This is a genomic window from Macrococcoides bohemicum, from assembly GCF_003259675.1.
GTDB classification, from domain to species: domain Bacteria; phylum Bacillota; class Bacilli; order Staphylococcales; family Staphylococcaceae; genus Macrococcoides; species Macrococcoides bohemicum.
The window spans coordinates 34,410-53,851 of record NZ_PZJG01000007.1 but is presented as its reverse complement, the minus strand read 5'-3'; the positions used below and the strand labels follow the sequence as shown (position 1 = coordinate 53,851).

General features: G+C 35.6%; 17 protein-coding genes and 3 pseudogenes. 12 read left to right on the top strand and 8 right to left on the bottom strand.

Features of this window, described 5'->3' with window-relative positions; translation table 11 throughout:
* Positions 1–6: 6 nt before the first annotated feature.
* The 4 genes and pseudogenes from BHX94_RS10550 to BHX94_RS13215 all read left to right on the top strand — a co-directional run.
* Entirely contained in the window at positions 7–798 is a 792-nt protein-coding gene (locus BHX94_RS10550; RefSeq protein ID WP_199798153.1) for an MBL fold metallo-hydrolase, read from the top strand.
* A gap of 309 nt (positions 799–1,107) precedes the next feature.
* Positions 1,108–1,587, top strand: a complete 480-nt coding sequence (gene rlmH, locus BHX94_RS10545; RefSeq protein WP_111746527.1) for a 23S rRNA (pseudouridine(1915)-N(3))-methyltransferase RlmH — start codon at positions 1,108–1,110, stop codon at positions 1,585–1,587.
* A gap of 215 nt (positions 1,588–1,802) precedes the next feature.
* A complete protein-coding gene (locus tag BHX94_RS10540) occupies positions 1,803–2,288 on the top strand; it encodes a GNAT family N-acetyltransferase (RefSeq protein WP_111746525.1) in 486 nt (161 codons plus the stop codon).
* A gap of 198 nt (positions 2,289–2,486) precedes the next feature.
* A pseudogene (locus BHX94_RS13215) lies at positions 2,487–2,558 on the top strand (type I restriction-modification system subunit M N-terminal domain-containing protein); the annotation flags it as partial.
* A 283-nt stretch (positions 2,559–2,841) separates the two neighbouring features.
* Here BHX94_RS13215 and BHX94_RS10530 read toward each other — a convergent pair.
* The 5 genes and pseudogenes from BHX94_RS10530 to BHX94_RS10510 all read right to left on the bottom strand — a co-directional run bounded on the left by BHX94_RS10530 (position 2,842) and on the right by BHX94_RS10510 (position 7,614).
* The gene (locus tag BHX94_RS10530) at positions 2,842–3,666 is read right to left on the bottom strand and encodes a helix-turn-helix transcriptional regulator (RefSeq protein WP_111746523.1); all 825 of its coding nucleotides are present in this window, start codon (positions 3,664–3,666) and stop codon (positions 2,842–2,844) included.
* 180 nt (positions 3,667–3,846) lie between these two features.
* A pseudogene (locus tag BHX94_RS10525) lies at positions 3,847–3,975 on the bottom strand (JAB domain-containing protein); the annotation flags it as partial.
* Between the two features lie 169 nt (positions 3,976–4,144).
* Positions 4,145–4,762 carry a CadD family cadmium resistance transporter gene (locus tag BHX94_RS10520; RefSeq protein ID WP_099482189.1) on the bottom strand — a complete coding sequence of 206 codons (618 nt, stop codon included), beginning with the start codon at positions 4,760–4,762 and terminating at the stop codon, positions 4,145–4,147.
* A 79-nt stretch (positions 4,763–4,841) separates the two neighbouring features.
* The gene (locus BHX94_RS10515; protein WP_111746519.1) at positions 4,842–7,256 is read right to left on the bottom strand and encodes a cadmium-translocating P-type ATPase CadA; all 2,415 of its coding nucleotides are present in this window, start codon (positions 7,254–7,256) and stop codon (positions 4,842–4,844) included.
* Complete coding sequence (locus BHX94_RS10510; RefSeq protein ID WP_111746517.1) at positions 7,249–7,614, bottom strand: ArsR/SmtB family transcription factor; 366 nt, start codon at positions 7,612–7,614, stop codon at positions 7,249–7,251. Before BHX94_RS10510 ends, BHX94_RS10515 begins: the two co-directional genes overlap by 8 nt.
* A 268-nt stretch (positions 7,615–7,882) precedes the next feature.
* On the opposite strand from BHX94_RS10510, the pseudogene BHX94_RS10505 reads away from it, so the two are divergent.
* The 6 genes and pseudogenes from BHX94_RS10505 to BHX94_RS10480 form a co-directional block, all read left to right on the top strand.
* Positions 7,883–8,548: pseudogene (locus BHX94_RS10505) on the top strand (IS30 family transposase); the annotation flags it as partial.
* A 144-nt stretch (positions 8,549–8,692) separates the two neighbouring features.
* The gene (locus BHX94_RS10500) at positions 8,693–9,181 is read left to right on the top strand and encodes a sulfite exporter TauE/SafE family protein (protein WP_455565344.1); all 489 of its coding nucleotides are present in this window, start codon (positions 8,693–8,695) and stop codon (positions 9,179–9,181) included.
* Positions 9,182–9,290: 109 nt separating this feature from the next.
* A complete protein-coding gene (locus tag BHX94_RS10495) occupies positions 9,291–9,797 on the top strand; it encodes a CueP family metal-binding protein (RefSeq protein WP_111746513.1) in 507 nt (168 codons plus the stop codon).
* A gap of 255 nt (positions 9,798–10,052) precedes the next feature.
* A complete protein-coding gene (locus BHX94_RS10490) occupies positions 10,053–12,101 on the top strand; it encodes a copper-translocating P-type ATPase (RefSeq protein ID WP_111746511.1) in 2,049 nt (682 codons plus the stop codon).
* 63 nt (positions 12,102–12,164) lie between these two features.
* Positions 12,165–12,641 (top strand): CopY/TcrY family copper transport repressor, encoded by a 477-nt coding sequence (locus tag BHX94_RS10485; RefSeq protein ID WP_462491171.1) that lies wholly within the window; start codon positions 12,165–12,167, stop codon positions 12,639–12,641.
* Positions 12,642–12,779: 138 nt separating this feature from the next.
* Positions 12,780–13,031 carry a copper ion binding protein gene (locus BHX94_RS10480; RefSeq protein WP_051239034.1) on the top strand — a complete coding sequence of 84 codons (252 nt, stop codon included), beginning with the start codon at positions 12,780–12,782 and terminating at the stop codon, positions 13,029–13,031.
* Between the two features lie 179 nt (positions 13,032–13,210).
* On the opposite strand, the gene BHX94_RS10475 is transcribed toward BHX94_RS10480, so the two are convergent.
* Positions 13,211–13,834 (bottom strand): YdhK family protein, encoded by a 624-nt coding sequence (locus BHX94_RS10475; RefSeq protein WP_111746507.1) that lies wholly within the window; start codon positions 13,832–13,834, stop codon positions 13,211–13,213.
* Between the two features lie 711 nt (positions 13,835–14,545).
* On the opposite strand from BHX94_RS10475, the gene BHX94_RS10470 reads away from it, so the two are divergent.
* The gene (locus tag BHX94_RS10470) at positions 14,546–15,934 is read left to right on the top strand and encodes a sensor histidine kinase (protein ID WP_111746505.1); all 1,389 of its coding nucleotides are present in this window, start codon (positions 14,546–14,548) and stop codon (positions 15,932–15,934) included.
* Positions 15,927–16,598 carry a response regulator transcription factor gene (locus BHX94_RS10465; protein ID WP_199798152.1) on the top strand — a complete coding sequence of 224 codons (672 nt, stop codon included), beginning with the start codon at positions 15,927–15,929 and terminating at the stop codon, positions 16,596–16,598. Before BHX94_RS10470 ends, BHX94_RS10465 begins: the two co-directional genes overlap by 8 nt.
* Before the next feature lie 506 nt (positions 16,599–17,104).
* On the opposite strand, the gene BHX94_RS10460 is transcribed toward BHX94_RS10465, so the two are convergent.
* The gene (locus BHX94_RS10460; RefSeq protein ID WP_111746503.1) at positions 17,105–17,431 is read right to left on the bottom strand and encodes a four-helix bundle copper-binding protein; all 327 of its coding nucleotides are present in this window, start codon (positions 17,429–17,431) and stop codon (positions 17,105–17,107) included.
* A gap of 205 nt (positions 17,432–17,636) precedes the next feature.
* The gene (locus tag BHX94_RS10455) at positions 17,637–19,202 is read right to left on the bottom strand and encodes a multicopper oxidase family protein (protein WP_111746501.1); all 1,566 of its coding nucleotides are present in this window, start codon (positions 19,200–19,202) and stop codon (positions 17,637–17,639) included.
* Positions 19,203–19,442: the final 240 nt, after the last annotated feature.

Sequence of the window (19,442 nt, the reverse complement as noted above, 5' to 3'; positions counted from 1 at the left end):
GATTTGATGATTAATATGTCAGTACTAGCAAGTGGTAGTACGGGGAATGCAGTGTACGTTGAAAGTGAGAAAGGATCGCTACTCGTCGATGCTGGACTAACAGGCAAGAAGATGGAAGGTTTGTTTGAACAAATCGACCGTAAAATAGAAGATTTAAATGGGATACTTGTGACGCATGAACATATCGATCATATTAAAGGATTAGGTGTGCTTGCAAGAAAATATAAGTTACCGATATATGCGAATGAAAAGACGTGGGAACGTATTAATCGTGCTGATGGAAAAATACCAGAGGAGCAAAAGTTTATATTTAATCCGTATGAAACAAAAACATTAGCAGGAATGGATATTGAATCGTTTAACGTGTCGCATGATGCAGTAGATCCACAGTTCTATATCTTCAATAATAACTATAAGAAGTTAACGGTGATTACAGACACAGGGTACGTATCAGACCGTATGAAAGGTATGATACATGGATCAGACTGTTTCGTATTTGAAAGTAATCATGACGTAGATATGCTACGCATGGGACGCTATCCATGGAGTACGAAACAACGTATATTAAGCGATATGGGGCACGTATCGAATGAAGATGCAGCTTATGCGATGAGAGATGTGATTACAGGAAGTACGAAACGCATCTATCTATCACATCTATCACAAGATAACAATATGAAAGACTTAGCGCGTATGAGTGTCGAGCAGGTGCTGAATAAACACGATATTGATACAGTGAATGAAGTGCTCATACATGATACAGATAAAGCAGTACCGACGAAAATTTATGAAATTTAGTGGTAATATATCAAAATAAATAAAAATAAATAAAAATATCGAGTAAATAAATTATTAACAAGTGGATAAGTTATGTTATTCACGAAAAATTGTGCATAACTAGGGATAACTTTGTGGATAAGTACTGATTTATACACAATGTATAAAGATGTCCAGTAAAATGGGCATCTTTTTTTATTTTTATACAGAGTAAAATGTTACATTTACTATTATTAATGATGAAAATATGATTATAATAGGATTGTGAAATGTGTATATGTGAGTAACTTGTGGATAAGTAGGATAACTTTATAAAGGAAATGAATAAAAATGAAAATAACGATAATAACTGTGGGTAAATTGAAAGAAAAGTACTGGAAGATGGCCGTGGATGAATATGTGAAGCGACTTGGTGCGTATGCAAAAATGGAATTGATTGAAGTGGCGGATGAGAAAGATTCGGATAATATGAGTGAGAAAGATATTGAGATTGCGAAAAAGAAAGAAGCGGAACGCATACTCTCTAAAGTGAAAGATGACAGCTTTGTGTATACGCTTGAGATACTAGGTAAACAACTGGATTCTGTTCAATTATCAAAAGATATAGAACAAAAGATGAATACCGGTAAAAGCCATCTGACCTTTATCATCGGTGGATCAAACGGCCTCCACCAATCCGTTATGGACCGCTCAAACTACGCCCTATCATTCAGCAAGATGACCTTCCCACATCAGATGATGAAGGTGATACTGCTTGAGCAGGTGTATAGAGGGTTTAGGATTATTAGAGGGGAGGCTTATCACAAATGATGCGGTTATTTTCTAGTTGATTCTTTTATAATATGTCCAATTAAGTGTAGACGATTCAAACCATGGGCATCACAAAAGATATCAAACTTATTAATGTACAAATAATACTGAACAATTTCCAATTCATTTTATCCCCAACTTTCTATAATATTTAATATGTATTATAATCGTAATATGTAAATAATATACCATAGTATACATAGGAGTGGAATTATATGGAATACAGAAATATGTTGCCGTTTGAAACTATGCAATTAATAGATTTTACATACCATGCCTTGTATGTTGCACCAGATGAAAAACCATTTGAAAGAGATATACTATATACTCCAGAAATTAATAAATATTATGCTAATTTTGATGTTGAACGCGAGTTATGTGTTGTAGCTGAAGATAACTTTAAACTCGTTGGTGCAATTTGGGGCAGAGTTTGGGACAGAGATGTTAAAGGCTATGGATATTATGACTCTCATTATGTTGAATTAACAATGTCTATCATCCCACAATATCGTGGTCAAAGTATTGGAACACATTTACTCCATAAGTTTATAGAAGAAATGCGTAAAACAAGCTATAAAGGCATTTCGCTCAGTGCAAGCTATGGTAATTTCGCAAAAGAATTATATGAGAAAGTTGGATTTAAAGTTGTTGAAGAACGTGATACGGATATATTGATGGTGTTAGAATTGAATAATGACTAAAAGAAACGATACATCCCTAAGACGGCATGTATCGTTTTAGTTTTTTTAAAATTTAATAATCTCTTATATTTATCTATTTAATTATACCTACATAATATATTAAACAACATTTTTTTGTATAGAAATCCCAAAAAACCCCACATAATATCTAAATATTTGCTATATTTGTGTAAAGGATAATATAGAGGTGGAAAATATATGGCAACTATCGGATTTGAAGAAAAGTTATGGCAAGCTGCAGATAAATTACGTGGAAGTATGCATTCGGCAGCAGTCTTATTAAGATTATTATCTGCTACTTTATCTTCAGGTGTTTTCTCGCTTGCTTTCGATTCATTTGCTTGCGTTTTTTTATCTTGTTTAGCATCAGCTTTTTTATTCTTTTCTTTACTTTCTGGTTTTGCCAACTCAAGTTTGATTTTTTCTTTTTCTATTTCTGTTTCTTGATGTTTATTGAAAGCAAATAATGATAATAGCCCAATCCCTAAGAGGATTATTAACGATAGTAGTATAGTTGCTATTTTATTCATAATAGTGCTCCTTTGTTCTTGAATTACGGAGTTTGTTGTTCTTCAATTGCTTTATTTGCTGCTTCAAGTTCAGCCATTATTTTTGTATATTCTTCCGGTGTAACATAATGACAACCTGTTTCGCCCATTTGAGTAGGGACACATTCTGTTCTGTCACCAGATGGATGCATGGAATCTAACTGTTCTTGAGTGTAAACATCTCCTAAAGGTTGATTAGAATCTCCCTGTTCTTTTTGCTGTTGTTTCTCATAATAACATCTACTGTTAACATTCTCACAATCTTCATTACCGTTTTCATCTAAAGCGTTTAAAGTATAAAGTACACATTTAGCTTGTTCATATTCTTCTGGCATCACATAATAAGTGTCGTCTGGAGTCTTTAATTCAATTGTTATTGTGTTCTGTTGGTGTATTGCTTCTTGTAAAATAGATAACACTGTCAGAGTGTTTTTTTCTTCGTCTACTACGTGAAACATGTTTATCTGTTCTAAAAGATGCTTTGTATCATGACTATAGAACTTGTAAATAATTGATTTTAATAGTTCGTACATATCACGACTTATTACAGAAGAATGGTTTTTGAGATGCATAATGAGTATTGATAAGATATTACTATCCAGTAATGCATTATGCCTTATTAATCGGTACTCATTTGTCTTATGTTGATACGTAACTTCCATTCTCTGTTGAAACTCTTCATTATCGAATAGGTAATTTCTAATGTCGTCTATATCTCGTTGTATTGTCCTTTCATCGACTTCTAACTCGTCGGCTAGGTTCATTTTGTTAACTCCTTGATTGTTAAGGAGGCGAGTATATATCGTTAGAAGACGTTGTGCTTTGTTCATGAATCCACCACTTATCGCTGTACCTTTATTTTATAAAATCGATTAGACACCGTGTGTCATGGATGGAAAAATTCTGTATTGTTTATACAGATATGGGACGATGAATATTTCAGTTGTTTCTATGCGAAGGTGACAAATCGTTAATAAAAAAATAAAGGTCAGACACATAATGTCTAACCTTTAGAGATGACCACTTTCTTTTAGTGAAATGAATGAATCATCTGTAAAGATGATATGATCGAGGACATCTATTCCAATCAATTTACCTACTTCATAAAGACGCTTCGTAGCTTCGATATCTTCATATGATGGTTGAGGATCTTATCAAGAGCAAATTATGAAAAAAATGGTTTAAATCAATGTTCTTACTTTAAGTACATGTGTTTAACGTAAATGATAATTAGTTAAATATAAAAAGGTTATCCCAATCAATAGGATAACCTCTTTATACTTTACTTTATGGTTTGGATTCGCCACTTCAAAGAAGAAATGAAATCAGAGCATTGAATGTTCCATTTTCAAACAATATATAAATACCTAGCCCAATGAATACAATTGGTACAATCCAACGTTCATATTTCTCAATTGTTTCCGATATAAAATCGAAGGAAGCTAGACGGTAACTGACATAGCACAAAACTCCAACCATAATTAGAAAGACAATAGTGACAATAAAGATTTCAGACATACTTAAGGTCGTGAAGTACGGTATATAAATGGAAAAGTCATCCGCACTGGAAGCCAATACGATGAAAGTCATCGTCAAAAATAACTGATTAAATTTTCCAGAGGAGAATAAGGATAAAATGCTACTTTCATCTTCATCCTCTTCTCCTTTAATCCATATTTTCACGCCTAGGTAAAGTGGTAAAAGTCCAAGTAGTCCGATAACCCATTGCTGAGGAATTAAATTTACAACCCCCTGTGCAACTAAAAGACTTGCTCCTATCACAATTGCAGTCCCTATATATTGTCCTATCCAAATATGTTTTACCTGACCTTTTTTTATTTGCGAAAACAAAAGAATTAATATGACGAGATAATCAATTCCTGTTGCTACATATACCGCAGTAGCCGTCAGTATCGTCGCGATCATTTTATCATCTCCAATATTTTAGGGATAGGACTTTTCTTCAAAATGAAAAGTCCTTCCGTAAATTGCACACATATAGTACCTATTTATCCTTCACTCTCATCAGTCGCAAACTATTTAATGCTACCAAAATAGTGGCTCCCATATCGGAAAGAATCGCAATCCAAAGGGTTAGCCAGCCTGGAATAACCAATAGTAAGGCAATTATCTTAATTCCGATGGCAAACGTGATGTTCGCTTTGATGATATTTAGCGTTTTCCTGCTAAGTCTTACTGCAAATGGAAGCTTACTTAAATCATCTCCCATTAATGCAATATCAGCTGTCTCGATGGCAGTATCTGTTCCAGCACCGCCCATTGCAATGCCAACAGTGGATGCAGCAAGTGCAGGAGCATCATTGACGCCATCGCCAATCATAGCTACATTACCATGCTCGGCTTTCATTTTTTTAATATAGTCCAACTTATCCTGTGGCATCAATTCGGACTGAATATCAGAAACGCCTACATGAGCACCGATTGCTTCTGCGGTACCTTGATTATCACCTGTCAGCATAATTGTTTGCTTGATTCCTAACTGATGAAGTTTTTGAATCACATTTTTACTTGTTTCGCGGACCTCATCTGCTACAGCAATCACGCCGAGGATTGTTTGGTCCGTTCCAATAATCATGGCCGTTTTCCCTTGGTTTTGTAAAACTTTCACTTTATTTTCAAACTCAAGGCTAAAATCGGAAACATTTAATTCTTTAAAAAGTCTTGGACTGCCAATGTAATAGGTTGTTCCATCTATATTCCCTTGAATGCCCCGACCTGTAATAGAAGTGAAGTCCTCCACTCTAACATCGGAATAAGTAATATTATCTTGCTCTGCTTTCTTCATTATTGCTGAAGCAAGTGGATGTTGTGATCGATATTCTAAAGCTGTAATAATGGAAAACAGCTCTTTCTCTTCCACTTGATCATTTAACACTTTAAAATCTGTTACCACTGGTACACCTTTTGTCAGTGTTCCTGTTTTATCAAATGCGATTGCCTTAATGGCTCCTAATTCCTCTAGATAGACACCGCCTTTAATCAACACACCTTTTTTAGCTGCATTTCCAATTGCCGAGACAATCGAGATTGGAGTAGAAATAACTAATGCACACGGACATCCAACTACAAGTACCGCTAATCCTTGATAAACCCAAGTATCCCAACTTCCACCAAAGAATAAAGGTGGAACGACTGCAACGAGCGCCGCAATAACCATAATGATCGGCGTATAATATTTCGCAAATTTATCTACGAATGCTTGCGCTGGAGCGCGCTCCCCTTGTGCCTCCTCAACCAGATGAATAATCTTGGAGATGGTTGTATCCTCTACGTATTTGGTGATTTTTACTTCAAGTAGTCCCTCTTCGTTAAGCGTACCTGCAAATACTTCATCATCTACCGTTTTGGCAACAGGGACAGATTCTCCTGTTATAGCAGCCTGGTTGACAGCCGACACCCCATTTATAATGATCCCATCCATGGCAATTTTCTCCCCTGGTTTGACGATCATAATATCACCCACGGCGATATCGTCCACATGGATCATTATTTCCTGACCATTCCGCCTAACAAGTGCTTCTTTTGGGGCAATATCCATCAATGAACGAATGGACTGTCTTGCTCTATCCATAGAAAAACGTTCAAGTGCTTCACTGATTGCAAAGAGAATGACAACAATGGATGCCTCTGCCCATTCACCAATGATGGCAGCTCCAATAACTGCAACGGTCATCAGGGTTTTCATGTCGAAATCAAAGCGTATCAAATTTTGAAAACCAACTTTAAATAGTGAATATCCGCCAATTACAATCGAACTTACAAATAACATGGAAGTTACAAGGTTATCTTCTCCATTTACAAATTGAGAAAGGTAACCAAAAGCAATCAGTAATGTGGCAAACAGCAATGTGCTGTGTTTTTTATAAAACGGTATTTTCTCTTCTTTAGGAGCCTTAGTGTCTTCTTTGACCGCTTGTATCGATGGATTCGCCAGTTTTTCAGGAATTACCTTAAGATTCTCGAAAGCACCTGCTTTTTCAAGCTCTTCAACCGATGCATTTCCATATACATCAATTTTGGAAGCGCCAAAGTTCACTTTTGCATCCTGAACTCCAGCTAGTTGTTTTACATTTTTTTCAAACTTCCCAGCACAGTTTGCGCAAGAAAATCCCTCCACACGGTAAACATTTTTATCTTCTGTTACCACTGGTTCGACCCGTCTTCTAGCCTTCTCTGGTGCCACTTTAAGATTCTCGAAAGCACCAGCCTTTTCCAGATCTTCAACGGTTGCACTGCCAAAGACATCAATTTTGGAAGCTCCGAAATTGACTTTAGCATCATACACCCCTGGTAGTTCTTTTACATTTTTTTCAAACTTCCCAGCACAATTCGCACACGAGAAACCCTCCACACGGTAAACCTGTTTATCTTCTGTTAATGTTTTTGTTGAACTATCCAATACTAGCAACCTCCCTTTGATGCAAGAAAGCTTTTTCTACAAGCTGTTTAACATGCTCATCATCTAGTGAATAATAGACTAATTTTCCTTCTTTACGGTATGTTGCTATACCTAAATTTTTCAACAATCTTAAATGATGGGATGCCGTAGCCATTGAAGATTCAATGATATTCGCTACATCACAAACACATAACTCTCCCTCTAAAGATAAAACATAAGCAATTTTAACCCTTGTATCATCTGACAGAGTCTTAAAAACTTTCGCTACATCCATAGGATTCTGTTTAGCAAGGTCTTTTTTAGCCCTGTTTACCTTATCTTCGTGAATACAGGTAACTTCACACATATCTTTTGTCATAATTATCCTCCTTATTCAAATGACTGTTTGTTTGATAATTATAATATATCCCACCATAAACAAATAGTCAAATGATTGTTTGATTATTATATATTAATATTACAATAAAAAAGATTGGTTTCTAATGTTAGAAACCAATCTTTTTAGAGATTTTAACCAGATTTTAAAGCACGTCGATTGTAAAATTAAGCTAGACAACTAAAAAAGCCTTCTGTGCTAAACTCAATATGTATTTCCGACCAAAGAAAACATAAGGAGTTAGTACAGAATGGCCTATAAACATCTTAACACGGATGAACTCACGTTCATAGAATCATATTATCATCAAAATCTTTCGGTAAAAGAAATCGCAAAGAGATTGAAACGATCAAGACAGACAATTTATAACGTAATAAATGCACTTAAGACAGGTATAACTGCACTGGAATATTACCAGGAGTATAAGCAAAGAAAATCAAATTGTGGCAGACATAGAATAGTACTTCCAGAAAATCAGTCAGCTTATATTCGAGAAAAAGTAGCCGATGGCTGGACACCTGACACCATTATTGGCAGAGGTGAACACCCGATTGATTGTTCTGTAAAAACTCTTTATAGAATGTTTAAGGAAAACATCTTTTCGGTACAATCTTTACCTATGAAAGGTAAAAGGAAGCCAAATGGTCATTGTGAAAAAAGAGGTAGACAGGCTTTCAAAAGACACATTTCTGAAAGAATAGAAGAGTTTCCTTTCTTCTTTCAAGAATTTGGTCATCTTGAAGGTGACACTATCATTGGCCGTAATCATGGGAGTGCTGTCATAACCTTAGTAGAAAGAATCTCTAAGATGATTATCACTATACGACCTCAAGGTCGCAAGGCAGATGATATTGAAGATGCTCTTCACTCTATGTTTTCTGCTTTACCTCCTTATATATTTAAATCGCCTACTTTCTTAATTTAACAATACATCCCCTCAGGGGAGTTGTCCAATTAAGTGTAGACGATTCAAAATCAAAAATTCAATGCACGCGCAATATTCCACACACTTTTCTTTCTTGTGGGATTCAGCTTATTCTATATAGCCCTGGGGTTTGGCATGTCCTTTTTAGGCGGAATATTGATTGAACATGCGAATCTGATCAGACAACTGGGTTCAATCTTGATTATTTTCTTCGGGCTTATCATTACCGGCGTGCTTAATTTTAATTTCTTGATGAAAGAGAGGAAATTAAAATTTAAAAACAGACCGTCAGGATTTTTAGGTTCAACTTTAATAGGTATGGCTTTTGGTGCCGGATGGACGCCGTGCAATGGACCGATTATCGGAGCTATTTTCGCAATGAGTGCCAGTGCACCAAAAGATGCTTTAATGTTAATGGTTATTTACTGTCTGGGCTTTGCAATTCCATTCTTTATATTGAGCTTTTTCGTATCTCGTACACGCTGGATGCTGAAATACTCGAATACGATTATGAAAGTTGGTGGGGTCATCATGATATTAATGGGTGTACTTCTGTATTTTGATGGATTGACTCAGATTATCATTTGGCTGCAGCCGTACTTTGGAGATTTTCAAAGCTTCTAATTATGAATACATTAAATGACTTGTTTATATAACTTTCATAGAAATGACATATTATTATAAAATTTGTTTAAAAATTATTGTTAAAATTAAATATCAAGGAGGAATCTGGATGAAAAAATATTTAATGCCAGTTTTGATGGGCGTAATCTTTATTTTAACAGGTTGTAGTGATGACTCAGCATCGAACGAATCAAATATTAAAGAAATGGTTTCGGAATTAAGCGCTAGTAATATTGTAGAATCAGCATCTATAAATGATAAAACACTTATTGTTAAAGATAGTGGAGATGAGAATGTCTATACTTTGCCAGACGATGAATTTTTTGTATCTATTGCACCATACATCTCAGATACACATCCTTGTGAATTTCATAGCTTAACAGGTTGTCAGGGAGAGCTGATGAATGAAGAGATGGATGTAAAAATTACAGATGAAGATGGAGAAGTTCACGTTGATGAGAAGTTGACTACCCTTAAGAATGGTTTTTTGGATTTTTGGCTGCCAAGAGATAAAAATTACTCTTTAGAAATTAATTATGATGGAAAAAAAGTTGAATCTAATTTTTCAACTTTTGAGAATGACAGCACCTGTCTGACAGATTTACAGCTTAAATAATATTATTGAATGCAGATTACCCAATGCTATTAAGTGTTGTGGAATCTGCATTTTTAATTCAATGTTAAATCTCAGAGTAGCAGTTAATTTATTTTTACTTAGTTTTTAAATACATGTAGTGGATAGTTTCTGCACATATATTTTTTATAATAAACTTAGTAAATTAACAGCTTGACAATTAACGATTACAGATGTAAACTTAAGTAAATAAATCGATTACAGTTGTAGTCTTATTATAATATAGGAGGGAAAAAAATGAATAAAGAAGGTAATCATAATCATGCTGAGCATGAAGAAAATCATCATAACCATGAGGAGAGCCACGAATCCCATAATCATAGCGGACACGATCATCATGCGCATATGGTGACAGATTTTCGTAATAAATTCTTCATTATCCTGATATTCACAATTCCAATTGTACTTCTATCTCCGATGATTCAAAATTTCATAGGTGTGGATTGGCAATTTACTGGAGATAGTTATATTGTGGCAGCGTTGGCCACGTTCGTTTATTTCTACGGGGGTTGGCCATTCATTAAGGGCGCTTACGATGAATTGAAAAACAAAGAACCAGGCATGATGACATTAATAGCAATGGCGATTTCTGTCGCTTACCTCTATAGTATGGCAGTTGTTTTTGGATTCAATGGGGAAGAAATGTTCTGGGAGCTGGCAACTCTTGTATTAATCATGCTTCTGGGACATTGGATTGAAATGCGAGCTATTAACAATGCTTCCAAGGCTCTGGAATCCCTCGCATCATTAATGCCTGATACGGCAAACCGTATCACTGAAAATGGTGAAACAGAAGAAGTTCAGATTGATGATATTAAAGCGGGTGATTTATTATTAGTAAAACCCGGAGAAAAAATGCCACTGGATGGTAAAATCGTTAAAGGAAAGTCGCAAGTTGATGAATCAATGTTAACGGGTGAATCTGTTCCAGTTGAAAAATCCGTTGATGACGAGGTCATTGGAGGTTCAATAAACAGAGAAGGTTCTCTCACTATTGAAGTAGAGAAACTGATGAATGAATCTTATCTGACACAAGTTATAGATATGGTTAGAGAATCACAACGTACTAAATCGAAAACTCAGGATGTAACTAATAAAGCAGCTAAATGGTTATTCTATATCGCTTTAGCTGCCGGTATTATCACATTTATCGCTTGGATAAGTATTGGAGCAACTATAGATACTGCTATCATAAGATTGGTAACAGTTTTGGTTATTGCTTGTCCTCATGCTTTAGGTCTGGCAGCACCGTTGGTTATTTCAGTATCTACATCACTTGCTGCAAAGCACGGTTTGTTAATTCGAAAACGTCCACAGTTTGAAAAGGCTCGTAAAATTAACGCTGTGATCTTCGATAAGACGGGTACTTTGACTGAGGGTAAATTTGGTGTTACAGATATACAGACTTTCAATAATATTGACGAAAATACCCTTTTAAGTTATGCAGCAACAATAGAAAATGACTCGGAACACCCTATTGCGAGAGGTATACTCAATGAAGCCAAGTTAAAAGAACTTGAATTGCTTGAAATGTCAAATTTCAATTCAATTACTGGTGTAGGAATTGAAGGGACGATTGATGATAAACAAGTCAAAGTAGTGAGTCCGGGATATGTACGTAAACAAAAAATAGATTTTGACGATAAGAACTTTAATAAATGGTCAGAACAAGGTAAGACGGTAGTTTTTATTTTGGTAAACGAAGAATTAGCAGGTGCCATTGCACTGGCAGATAAGATTAAGGAAAGTTCTAAGCAGACAATAGAACAGCTGCATAAGAGAAATATTAAAGCTATAATGTTGACCGGAGATAACCAAAAAGTCGCAAATTATGTCGCAGAACAAATTGGGATTGATGAAGTCTATGCTGAAGTAATACCCAATGAGAAAGCAGATAAAGTGACAGAAATCCAAGAACGTGGTTTGGTTGTTGCAATGACAGGTGACGGAATCAATGACGCACCGGCATTGACTAAAGCAGATGTTGGTATCGCAGTGGGTGCAGGCACAGATATCGCGATGGATAGTGCAGACATCGTTCTCGTTGACAGTAATCCGAAAGATATTCTTGCAATATTCAGCCTGTCCAAAAGAACATATAATAAATTGGTACAGAATCTGATCTGGGCAACCGGATATAACGTGATTGCCCTCCCATTGGCAGCAGGAGTGCTGGCGCCTTGGGGGATAATACTCAGTCCGGCTGTAGGTGCGATTTTGATGAGTCTCAGTACAATCATCGTTGCAATCAATGCGCAGTTACTTCATAGATTTGAAGTAGAATAAAATAAATGCCGACAAATCCTTACTTAAGGATAGTCGGTATTTTAATTCTTTACTGTATGAAATATGAAAGACATCTTAAAAATACTTGAAAAATTTAGAGGTGAAAATATGACCAAAGCAATTGATTCAAATATCACAGATTCCGAATGGGAAGTGATGCGGGTCGTTTGGGCACAAAATAAAACTACGAGTAAAGATATTAGAGATATTATAGAAAATAAAAAGAATTGGAAACCGGCCACGACCAAAACACTTATTGGCAGACTTGTTGATAAAGGTGTATTAAACACAGAAAAGGACGGCAATAAATACATTTATTCAACTGATTTAAAGGAAAGTGATTTTCTTAAAAGTAGGCTTGAACAAACTTTCAATAATATATGTAGTAAAGACGTTGGAAAAATAATTGCAGATTTAATTTCAAAATCAACATTAAGTTTTAGAGACATAGAAGAATTAGAAGAAGTATTAGAAATGAAAAAAAAGAATGCAGTTGACGAAGTGCAATGTAATTGTGTTCCAGGTCAATGTAACTGTTAATCAGCAGTAGATACAATGAATTAATTAAGATAATTGATTGGTTAAATAAAAAAAATAGAGAAAATATAAAATACCTGCCTGGGGTATGATGAAATTATTGTATAGCGTAATCTAATTAAATTTTAAGGAGGAATTTATATGTCAAAAGTAACACTTAATGTAGAAGGAATGTCATGTGGGGCTTGCGTTAATAAAGTTGAGGGAAGTGTCAGTCAATTAAATGGCGTTGAATCAGTCAAAGCTCAAATTCCTGAAGGTAAAGTAGATGTAACATTTAATGACAGTACAATTAATTTGGCAGACATCAAAGGTGCTATTCAAAATACCGGCTACGAGATTAAAGAGGATATTGATAAAGAAGATGGTTCTGCGTGTTCATGCTGCAGCTAGTTAATGACAAAAGATTTTAAGAATTTAGAGTATCATCTTTTTATGTCATATTGATTCTATATAATAATTGTAGAAAGAGACCAAGATAAAAAATCCGGCAAATCTTAATTCAAGATTTGCCGGATTTTTTCTTTGTAATCAGGAATCCATGCTTTTATCCTATATTACTATTCACTAATTTATTCCACAGGTGCCAGTTCACTTTCTGTAACCCACTTATGATTCTGCACTTCTTCTTCAGTATCTGTTGTAACAAAATCTACCATATAGACAGTCGTTTCTTCAGCTGAGTCAATCGTGGCTGTTGCACCATCCATGCCTTTCATGTGATCCGCATCCAAGGTCACTTCAGTGCCGGGCTCCAGTGGTGCTTCTCCTGGACCTTCCAATTCTTCATGGATGACCCATTTATGATCTTCGACAGGATCTCCACCATTCGTAGGTGTGTATGAGACAGTATAGACAGTCGTGTCAAAAGCACCGGAAATTGTTGCTTCAGCACCATCCATACCTTGCATGTGCTCTGCTTCAATAATTGTCCGACTTCCAACTGCATAAGTTGGATTTTCTGCTTCTTTCAAGTCTTCAGGTACTTCACCGGAACTGGACATCTCATCAGCTGAATGTTCCATATGACCGCCGGAATCTGATCCCATGTCCATCTCTTCTTCGGAGCTAGACTCTGTTTCAGTGCTTTGACTTTCTTCATTTTCATTAGGCTGAGTCTCCCCGTTACCACACGCAGTCAGTAAAGATACAATGAATATCGAAAGAAACCCTAATAATATTTTATTTTTTACCATGTATATGCCCTCCATTTTATTAGTTATACTGAGAACTTTACCAATAAATTTTGCAGTTTACGTGCAGATTCAATGAAAAATAAATGTATTTAATCAAGAATAATATTACCGACTCGACATATTGGATTTCAATTTAAAGGTTTATTAACCGTGGATGATATCTCAGCGCTTCCTTCAAATCTGCACGGAAAATCAATATTTAAATAATAAAATCTATAAGGAGAGTAGCGAATATAATCATGATACCAAGAAAATTAATAATTAATAATATAATATTATCATCTATATTTTTAGCAGGATGTGGTAAAATCACTCATGTAACTTCGAGTCACCCTTTAAATTTAAAAAATCTTGACGGTCAGGTGTTATACTTAGTCATACATTTTTCAGACTAAAACTTCGTTGCAGCTGCTACCTCTGCTAGGTTATTTTATCGAAAGATAGTGGAAATGAAAGATGATGGTATTTTGTATGTTGCAATCAATCCACAGAACGAAGATGAGTTAGCAATCTAGACTATAAACAGAAATAGTTATGTGTCTAATGACGGCTCATAAGAATAGTGGAAGAAAATTTTAGTTGTGGGAAAAGTAAAATAAGCTGAATTATTCATAATAAAAATACTACTTTTCTATATAATATGACTAATAAACAAAATGATAAGATGATATATTACGATTTATACTGTTGCAGAAAACTGAGGAGGCTTTTATGTTCAATAAATTAGCTTTAAAAATCGGACTTTTGTTTTTTCTGGTGATTCTTATTATTGAAATCATATTATTCTATATTCTATATACAAATCTGGTCGCTGATCGTGTGGAGGAAGTGATGGGGGATTTATTGGCTCGGGGGAATACACACAGAGACGTATTAGAAGAAAACTATACAACCACGACACTGGAGCATGTTGCGATTATGGAGTCAGAATCAGATTTTATTGCGGTGATAACAGATGAGAATGGAAAAGTAATCATCAGTTCTGATCCAGTTGAACCAGAAATGAAAACTGTCATTGAACATACTGATTATGATGAAATACCACAAGAAGGAGCCATTCTGAAATCAAATTGGTCAGAAGAAAAATATGTCTCTACAGACAGCCCCCTAACTTTTAACGAAACTCATAGCGGGCATGTTTTTATGTTTGCTGAAAGTGATAGCATCGAACGGATTATTGATCATCTCAGCCATAAGTTTTGGCTTGTGGGTCTATTTACTTTACTTCTGACTGTTATAACGGTGTTTATTCTTTCCAGAGTTATTACCCAACCGGTATTGAGGATGAAAAAAGCGACAGAACAATTAAGTAGAGGCAATCATAACGTGGAATTGTATACACATCGAAAAGATGAGCTTGGAGATTTGGCGACTTCGATTACTTTGCTCTCGCAAGATCTGGAACGTTTAAAAAACGAGAGAAATGAATTTTTAGGGAGTATATCGCATGAGCTACGAACACCTTTAACCTATATGAAAGGGTATACGGATATTATTAGCAGAAAAGAAATATCCACGACGGACAGGAATAGATACATTAAAATCATTCAGGAAGAAACAGAGCATTTAGCAGACCTGATAAAAAATCTGTTTGAATTAGCTAAAATCGATCATAATGAATTTGCCATCACAAAAGAGAGGGTAGTATTTAGCGCTTTGATTGAGACGGTTTTAGCACGAATCCGTCCAGCGCTCAATGAAAAAAAGATAGAGCTTTTCTTTCATTGTCCGGACAACTTGGTTGTTATGGCAGATCCCGAAAGAATTCAACAAGTTATATTGAATATATTAGATAATGCAATAAAGTATACTCCCGAGAAAGGTCATATCACAATGGAAGTGATTCAAAATAAAAATGAAATTTTAACAACTATTTCAGATACAGGAGAAGGAATCCCAGAAAAAGATATACCCTTTATATTCGATCGACTGTATCGTTCTGAAAAGTCTAGATCCCGGGTAAGCGGAGGGTCTGGTCTCGGGCTGACAATCGCTAAAGAAATTGTGGAGTTGCATGGTGGCAATATTGGAGTAGAAAGTACACTTGGCAAGGGGACTGTTTTCGTCATATCTTTAAAGAAGGAGAATGTAAATGAATAAAGTGCTGTTAATCGATGATGAAGAGAGAATGCTCGAACTGTTGACATTATACTTGAAACCTTACCCTTATTTTTGTCGAAAAGCAGTAGGTGCAAAAGCAGGGCTTAAGTTTGTTAAAGAAGAGAAGTTTGATCTTATACTACTGGATATCATGATGCCTGAAATGAATGGATGGGAAGTATGCAGAGAAATACGGCAATACTCAGATGTACCTATTATCATGGTGACTGCACGTGAGCAGAAAGAAGATATTGTAAAAGGACTCAAGCTGGGTGCAGATGACTATATAACAAAACCTTTTAATGAAGAAGAATTGGTTGCAAGAATGGATGCATTACTAAGAAGAACAAGACCTGTCAACCGGATTGAAGTCGAAAGACTGTTATGGGACGAAGATCAATTTGAACTATCCTATAAAGAACAGCTTGTAAAATTAACACCAAAAGAATTTGCAATCATTGGGTTACTCATGAAAAATCCAGGAAGGATATTTTCTAGAGATCAATTGATTGATTTAGTGTGGGGCATGCATTCTGAAACGGAAGGACGTACTGTGGATTCCCATGTTAGAAATATGCGGAAAAAAATTCGGGAAGTCGGCTTTCCTATCGATGATTACTTTCACACGGTGTGGGGCGTGGGCTACAAGTGGATTAGAAAGTAGCTTTCTCATATTATCGATTGCTTAAAAATGTAGATTTTGAGCACATTGCTAAAATTAATTTGAAATATTTTAAAAACCGCACACTAACTGCACAAACCATGAGCATATGTTTTAGAAACTATTATTTCTGAGGTGATGCTAATGAGCGAATATAAAAAAGACAGCTTATCTTTACTGGATTATCTATCTCAAATGGATAATCTGCATGGATAAGCTCTTTTTATTATATGAATTAACAGATACATTAATGACTGTTTTGAAGGGAATTCGGTTTACTCCTCCTTGCAACGATGGTTCTAAGCGAACTCAACTGTTTTTTATAACCTTGTCTAAACTAAGGCGTCTCTTATAAGTATTGTCAAAATCAAGGGCGCTCTTAATTAATAATGCAAATACACTTTAATGTATATTTTCGTTAAAATGCTGGGTACAATCTTAACCGGAAATAAAAGAAGTGGTATGTCCAGAATAAGTTCCGACATACCACTTCTTTCTAAGTGTTGTGCTTAGGCGATTTCTTTACAAGCCTCTGCACATTTGAAGCACGCATCTGCACATTTCTGGCAGTGATCGTGGTCATGTTTTTGACACTCGTTGCCGCAAGCTTCGCAAATCTTGGCGCATACCGCTGCTAAATCAGAAGCAAATGGTGAATTTCTTGTCAGAGCCTGTTCTAAAAATGCACAGATATCTGCACATTCACGATCCAATCGGATACACTCCGCCATCATTTTTACGTCTTCTTCCCTCAGACAGGCATCGTAACAGTGGTTACAGGCTTCCATACATTCATGTAACGTCTGAATCAGTTGTTGATGTTGTTCATGAGCCATTATAAATCCCTCCTATAGAATTGAATGCACTTACATTAATTGAATACCCATCCATTTCGCATATAAACCGATATGGTAAAACTCCATAGAAACTGCACACAATTTTAATGATGATTGTCCTTCTCCAACTTACTCAATATTGTAATTCGTCTAGAAAAAATCAAGAAATAGTTCCTTTTTTGTTATTAGATTGAAGCTTTGGAGCTTACTCTACTTTAACCTGTCCCATCATCCCATTGTCCTCATGTTCAAGTATGTGACAGTGGAACATATATATGCCTTTATTTTTAAACTGAATGGCAATTTTTACAGTCTCATCCGGGGCAACGGAAAAACTATCTTTCCAGCCTCTTTCGTTCTCAGGTGGTGCTTCTCCATTCCTGGAAAGGATCTTAAACTGAGCACCATGGATGTGGAACGGATGAATCATGCCGCCCATCATGTCAGGTTTATTATAGATTTCCCATACTTCTGTAACACCTTGTTCCTGCGTAAAATCAATTCTTTCAGGATCAAATTTTTTTCCGTTTATCGTTACATGATCCATCATGCCGAAAAGTTCAATTTCTTTTGTCACTGGCAGGTTCTTTTCTTCTTCCGTAACTGAAAAGTCATTCATTTCATCAGGTATATCCATGTTCTTACCTGTTTGATCTGTGATTTCAAAAGGTAAGAGCGTGGCACCATCTTCATTCATTAACGCTATATTTTCATTACCATCGACTTTAGAAAAATCAATGATTATTTCGGCTCTCTCTGAAGGCGTGAGTGTGATTTCTTCCATTGAGACCGGTTTATTTAAAAACCCGCCGTCCGTTGCGACTTGTACAAAAGAATCCCCTGTATTTAGTTTAAAGGTGTAATTTCTTGCATTTGATCCATTTAAAAGTCGAAGCCTTACTTTTTCTTTATCTACAGTTAATTTTGGATTCAATGTGCCATTAATTAATGATGTATCTCCGACAGTGCCATCTTCATTTGCTGTTGCTTTATAATTCAACTGTTTTTCGTCATCAAAGACTCTGTCCTGGAAAATGAGAGGAATATCATTTTCTCCATATTCGCTTGGCAATTCGAGTTTTTTTGAATTTTGGTCCTCGATATAAATTAACCCAGCAAGTCCGTTGTACACTTGTTCAGAGGTTTTTCCTTCCGGGTGGGGATGGAACCACAATGTGGCAGCTTCCTGTGTCACTTCAAATTCAATAGTACTCTCTTCGCCTGGCTCCAATACATTGTGTGGACCACCATCGTCATTCCCTGGCACTTCCAATCCATGCCAGTGAAAAGTGGTGTTTTCATCGAGTTCATTGATTAAGTTTATCTTCACAGTATCTCCTTTTTCAAATTGAAGCATGGGACCTAGAAACGAGCCATTATAACCATATGTTTTTGTTTGAACGCCATCAAATATTTCTGTTTCTCCTTTTTGCGCGCGTATTGTATATTCAATACCTTTGTTGCTGTCGCTTTTGAGTACAGGGGGGATATTCAGTTCATTCTCTCCTGTCGAATCAATTAGACTTACCACATCATCATGATCCATATGACCATTACCCATGGAACCATTATTCATTTCTCCTTCACTGGAGGAGTTATTCATATTTTCATCCATAGAATTTTCATTGTCCTCATTCATATTCATCTCTTCATTTGAATCCTTTCCATTGTTAGTATCTTCTACAGATGCTTCTCTGTCATTGCTTGTACAAGCTGATAAAACAATGACCATCATCAGAGAAAACAAGCTTACCAATAATTTTTTTTTCATACTTTACAATCCCTTCTTTCTCCTTTTAATAAAGAACTTGTCATTCCTTTATGTATTAGACTAGATTATAATTTTCGAGAATTCGTGCATAAAATGAGTATTTAATATGACAAAAAATACATGCAAGATTAAGTTCAAAAAACGACCGTTAATTATACAAATGTTCTATATATGTAATTATTAATTGAATTAGATGCAATATAAACATTAAATGAGAACTAGAAAATTTTAGCTCTCACT

Excerpts from the sequence above, each read along its gene's own strand:
- BHX94_RS10495 (WP_111746513.1), top strand. The coding sequence starts at position 9,291 with ATGAAAAAATATTTAATGCCAGTTTTGATGGGCGTAATCTTTATTTTA.
- BHX94_RS10550 (WP_199798153.1), top strand. The coding sequence starts at position 7 with ATGATTAATATGTCAGTACTAGCAAGTGGTAGTACGGGGAATGCAGTG.
- BHX94_RS10480 (WP_051239034.1), top strand. The coding sequence starts at position 12,780 with ATGTCAAAAGTAACACTTAATGTAGAAGGAATGTCATGTGGGGCTTGC.
- BHX94_RS10455 (WP_111746501.1), bottom strand. The coding sequence starts at position 19,202 with ATGAAAAAAAAATTATTGGTAAGCTTGTTTTCTCTGATGATGGTCATT.
- BHX94_RS10520 (WP_099482189.1), bottom strand. The coding sequence starts at position 4,762 with ATGATCGCGACGATACTGACGGCTACTGCGGTATATGTAGCAACAGGA.
- BHX94_RS10490 (WP_111746511.1), top strand. The coding sequence starts at position 10,053 with ATGAATAAAGAAGGTAATCATAATCATGCTGAGCATGAAGAAAATCAT.
- BHX94_RS10510 (WP_111746517.1), bottom strand. The coding sequence starts at position 7,614 with ATGACAAAAGATATGTGTGAAGTTACCTGTATTCACGAAGATAAGGTA.
- BHX94_RS10460 (WP_111746503.1), bottom strand. The coding sequence starts at position 17,431 with ATGGCTCATGAACAACATCAACAACTGATTCAGACGTTACATGAATGT.
- BHX94_RS10465 (WP_199798152.1), top strand. The coding sequence starts at position 15,927 with ATGAATAAAGTGCTGTTAATCGATGATGAAGAGAGAATGCTCGAACTG.
- BHX94_RS10500 (WP_455565344.1), top strand. The coding sequence starts at position 8,693 with ATGTCCTTTTTAGGCGGAATATTGATTGAACATGCGAATCTGATCAGA.
- BHX94_RS10485 (WP_462491171.1), top strand. The coding sequence starts at position 12,165 with ATGAAAGACATCTTAAAAATACTTGAAAAATTTAGAGGTGAAAATATG.
- BHX94_RS10475 (WP_111746507.1), bottom strand. The coding sequence starts at position 13,834 with ATGGTAAAAAATAAAATATTATTAGGGTTTCTTTCGATATTCATTGTA.
- BHX94_RS10540 (WP_111746525.1), top strand. The coding sequence starts at position 1,803 with ATGGAATACAGAAATATGTTGCCGTTTGAAACTATGCAATTAATAGAT.
- rlmH (WP_111746527.1), top strand. The coding sequence starts at position 1,108 with ATGAAAATAACGATAATAACTGTGGGTAAATTGAAAGAAAAGTACTGG.
- BHX94_RS10470 (WP_111746505.1), top strand. The coding sequence starts at position 14,546 with ATGTTCAATAAATTAGCTTTAAAAATCGGACTTTTGTTTTTTCTGGTG.
- BHX94_RS10530 (WP_111746523.1), bottom strand. The coding sequence starts at position 3,666 with ATGAACAAAGCACAACGTCTTCTAACGATATATACTCGCCTCCTTAAC.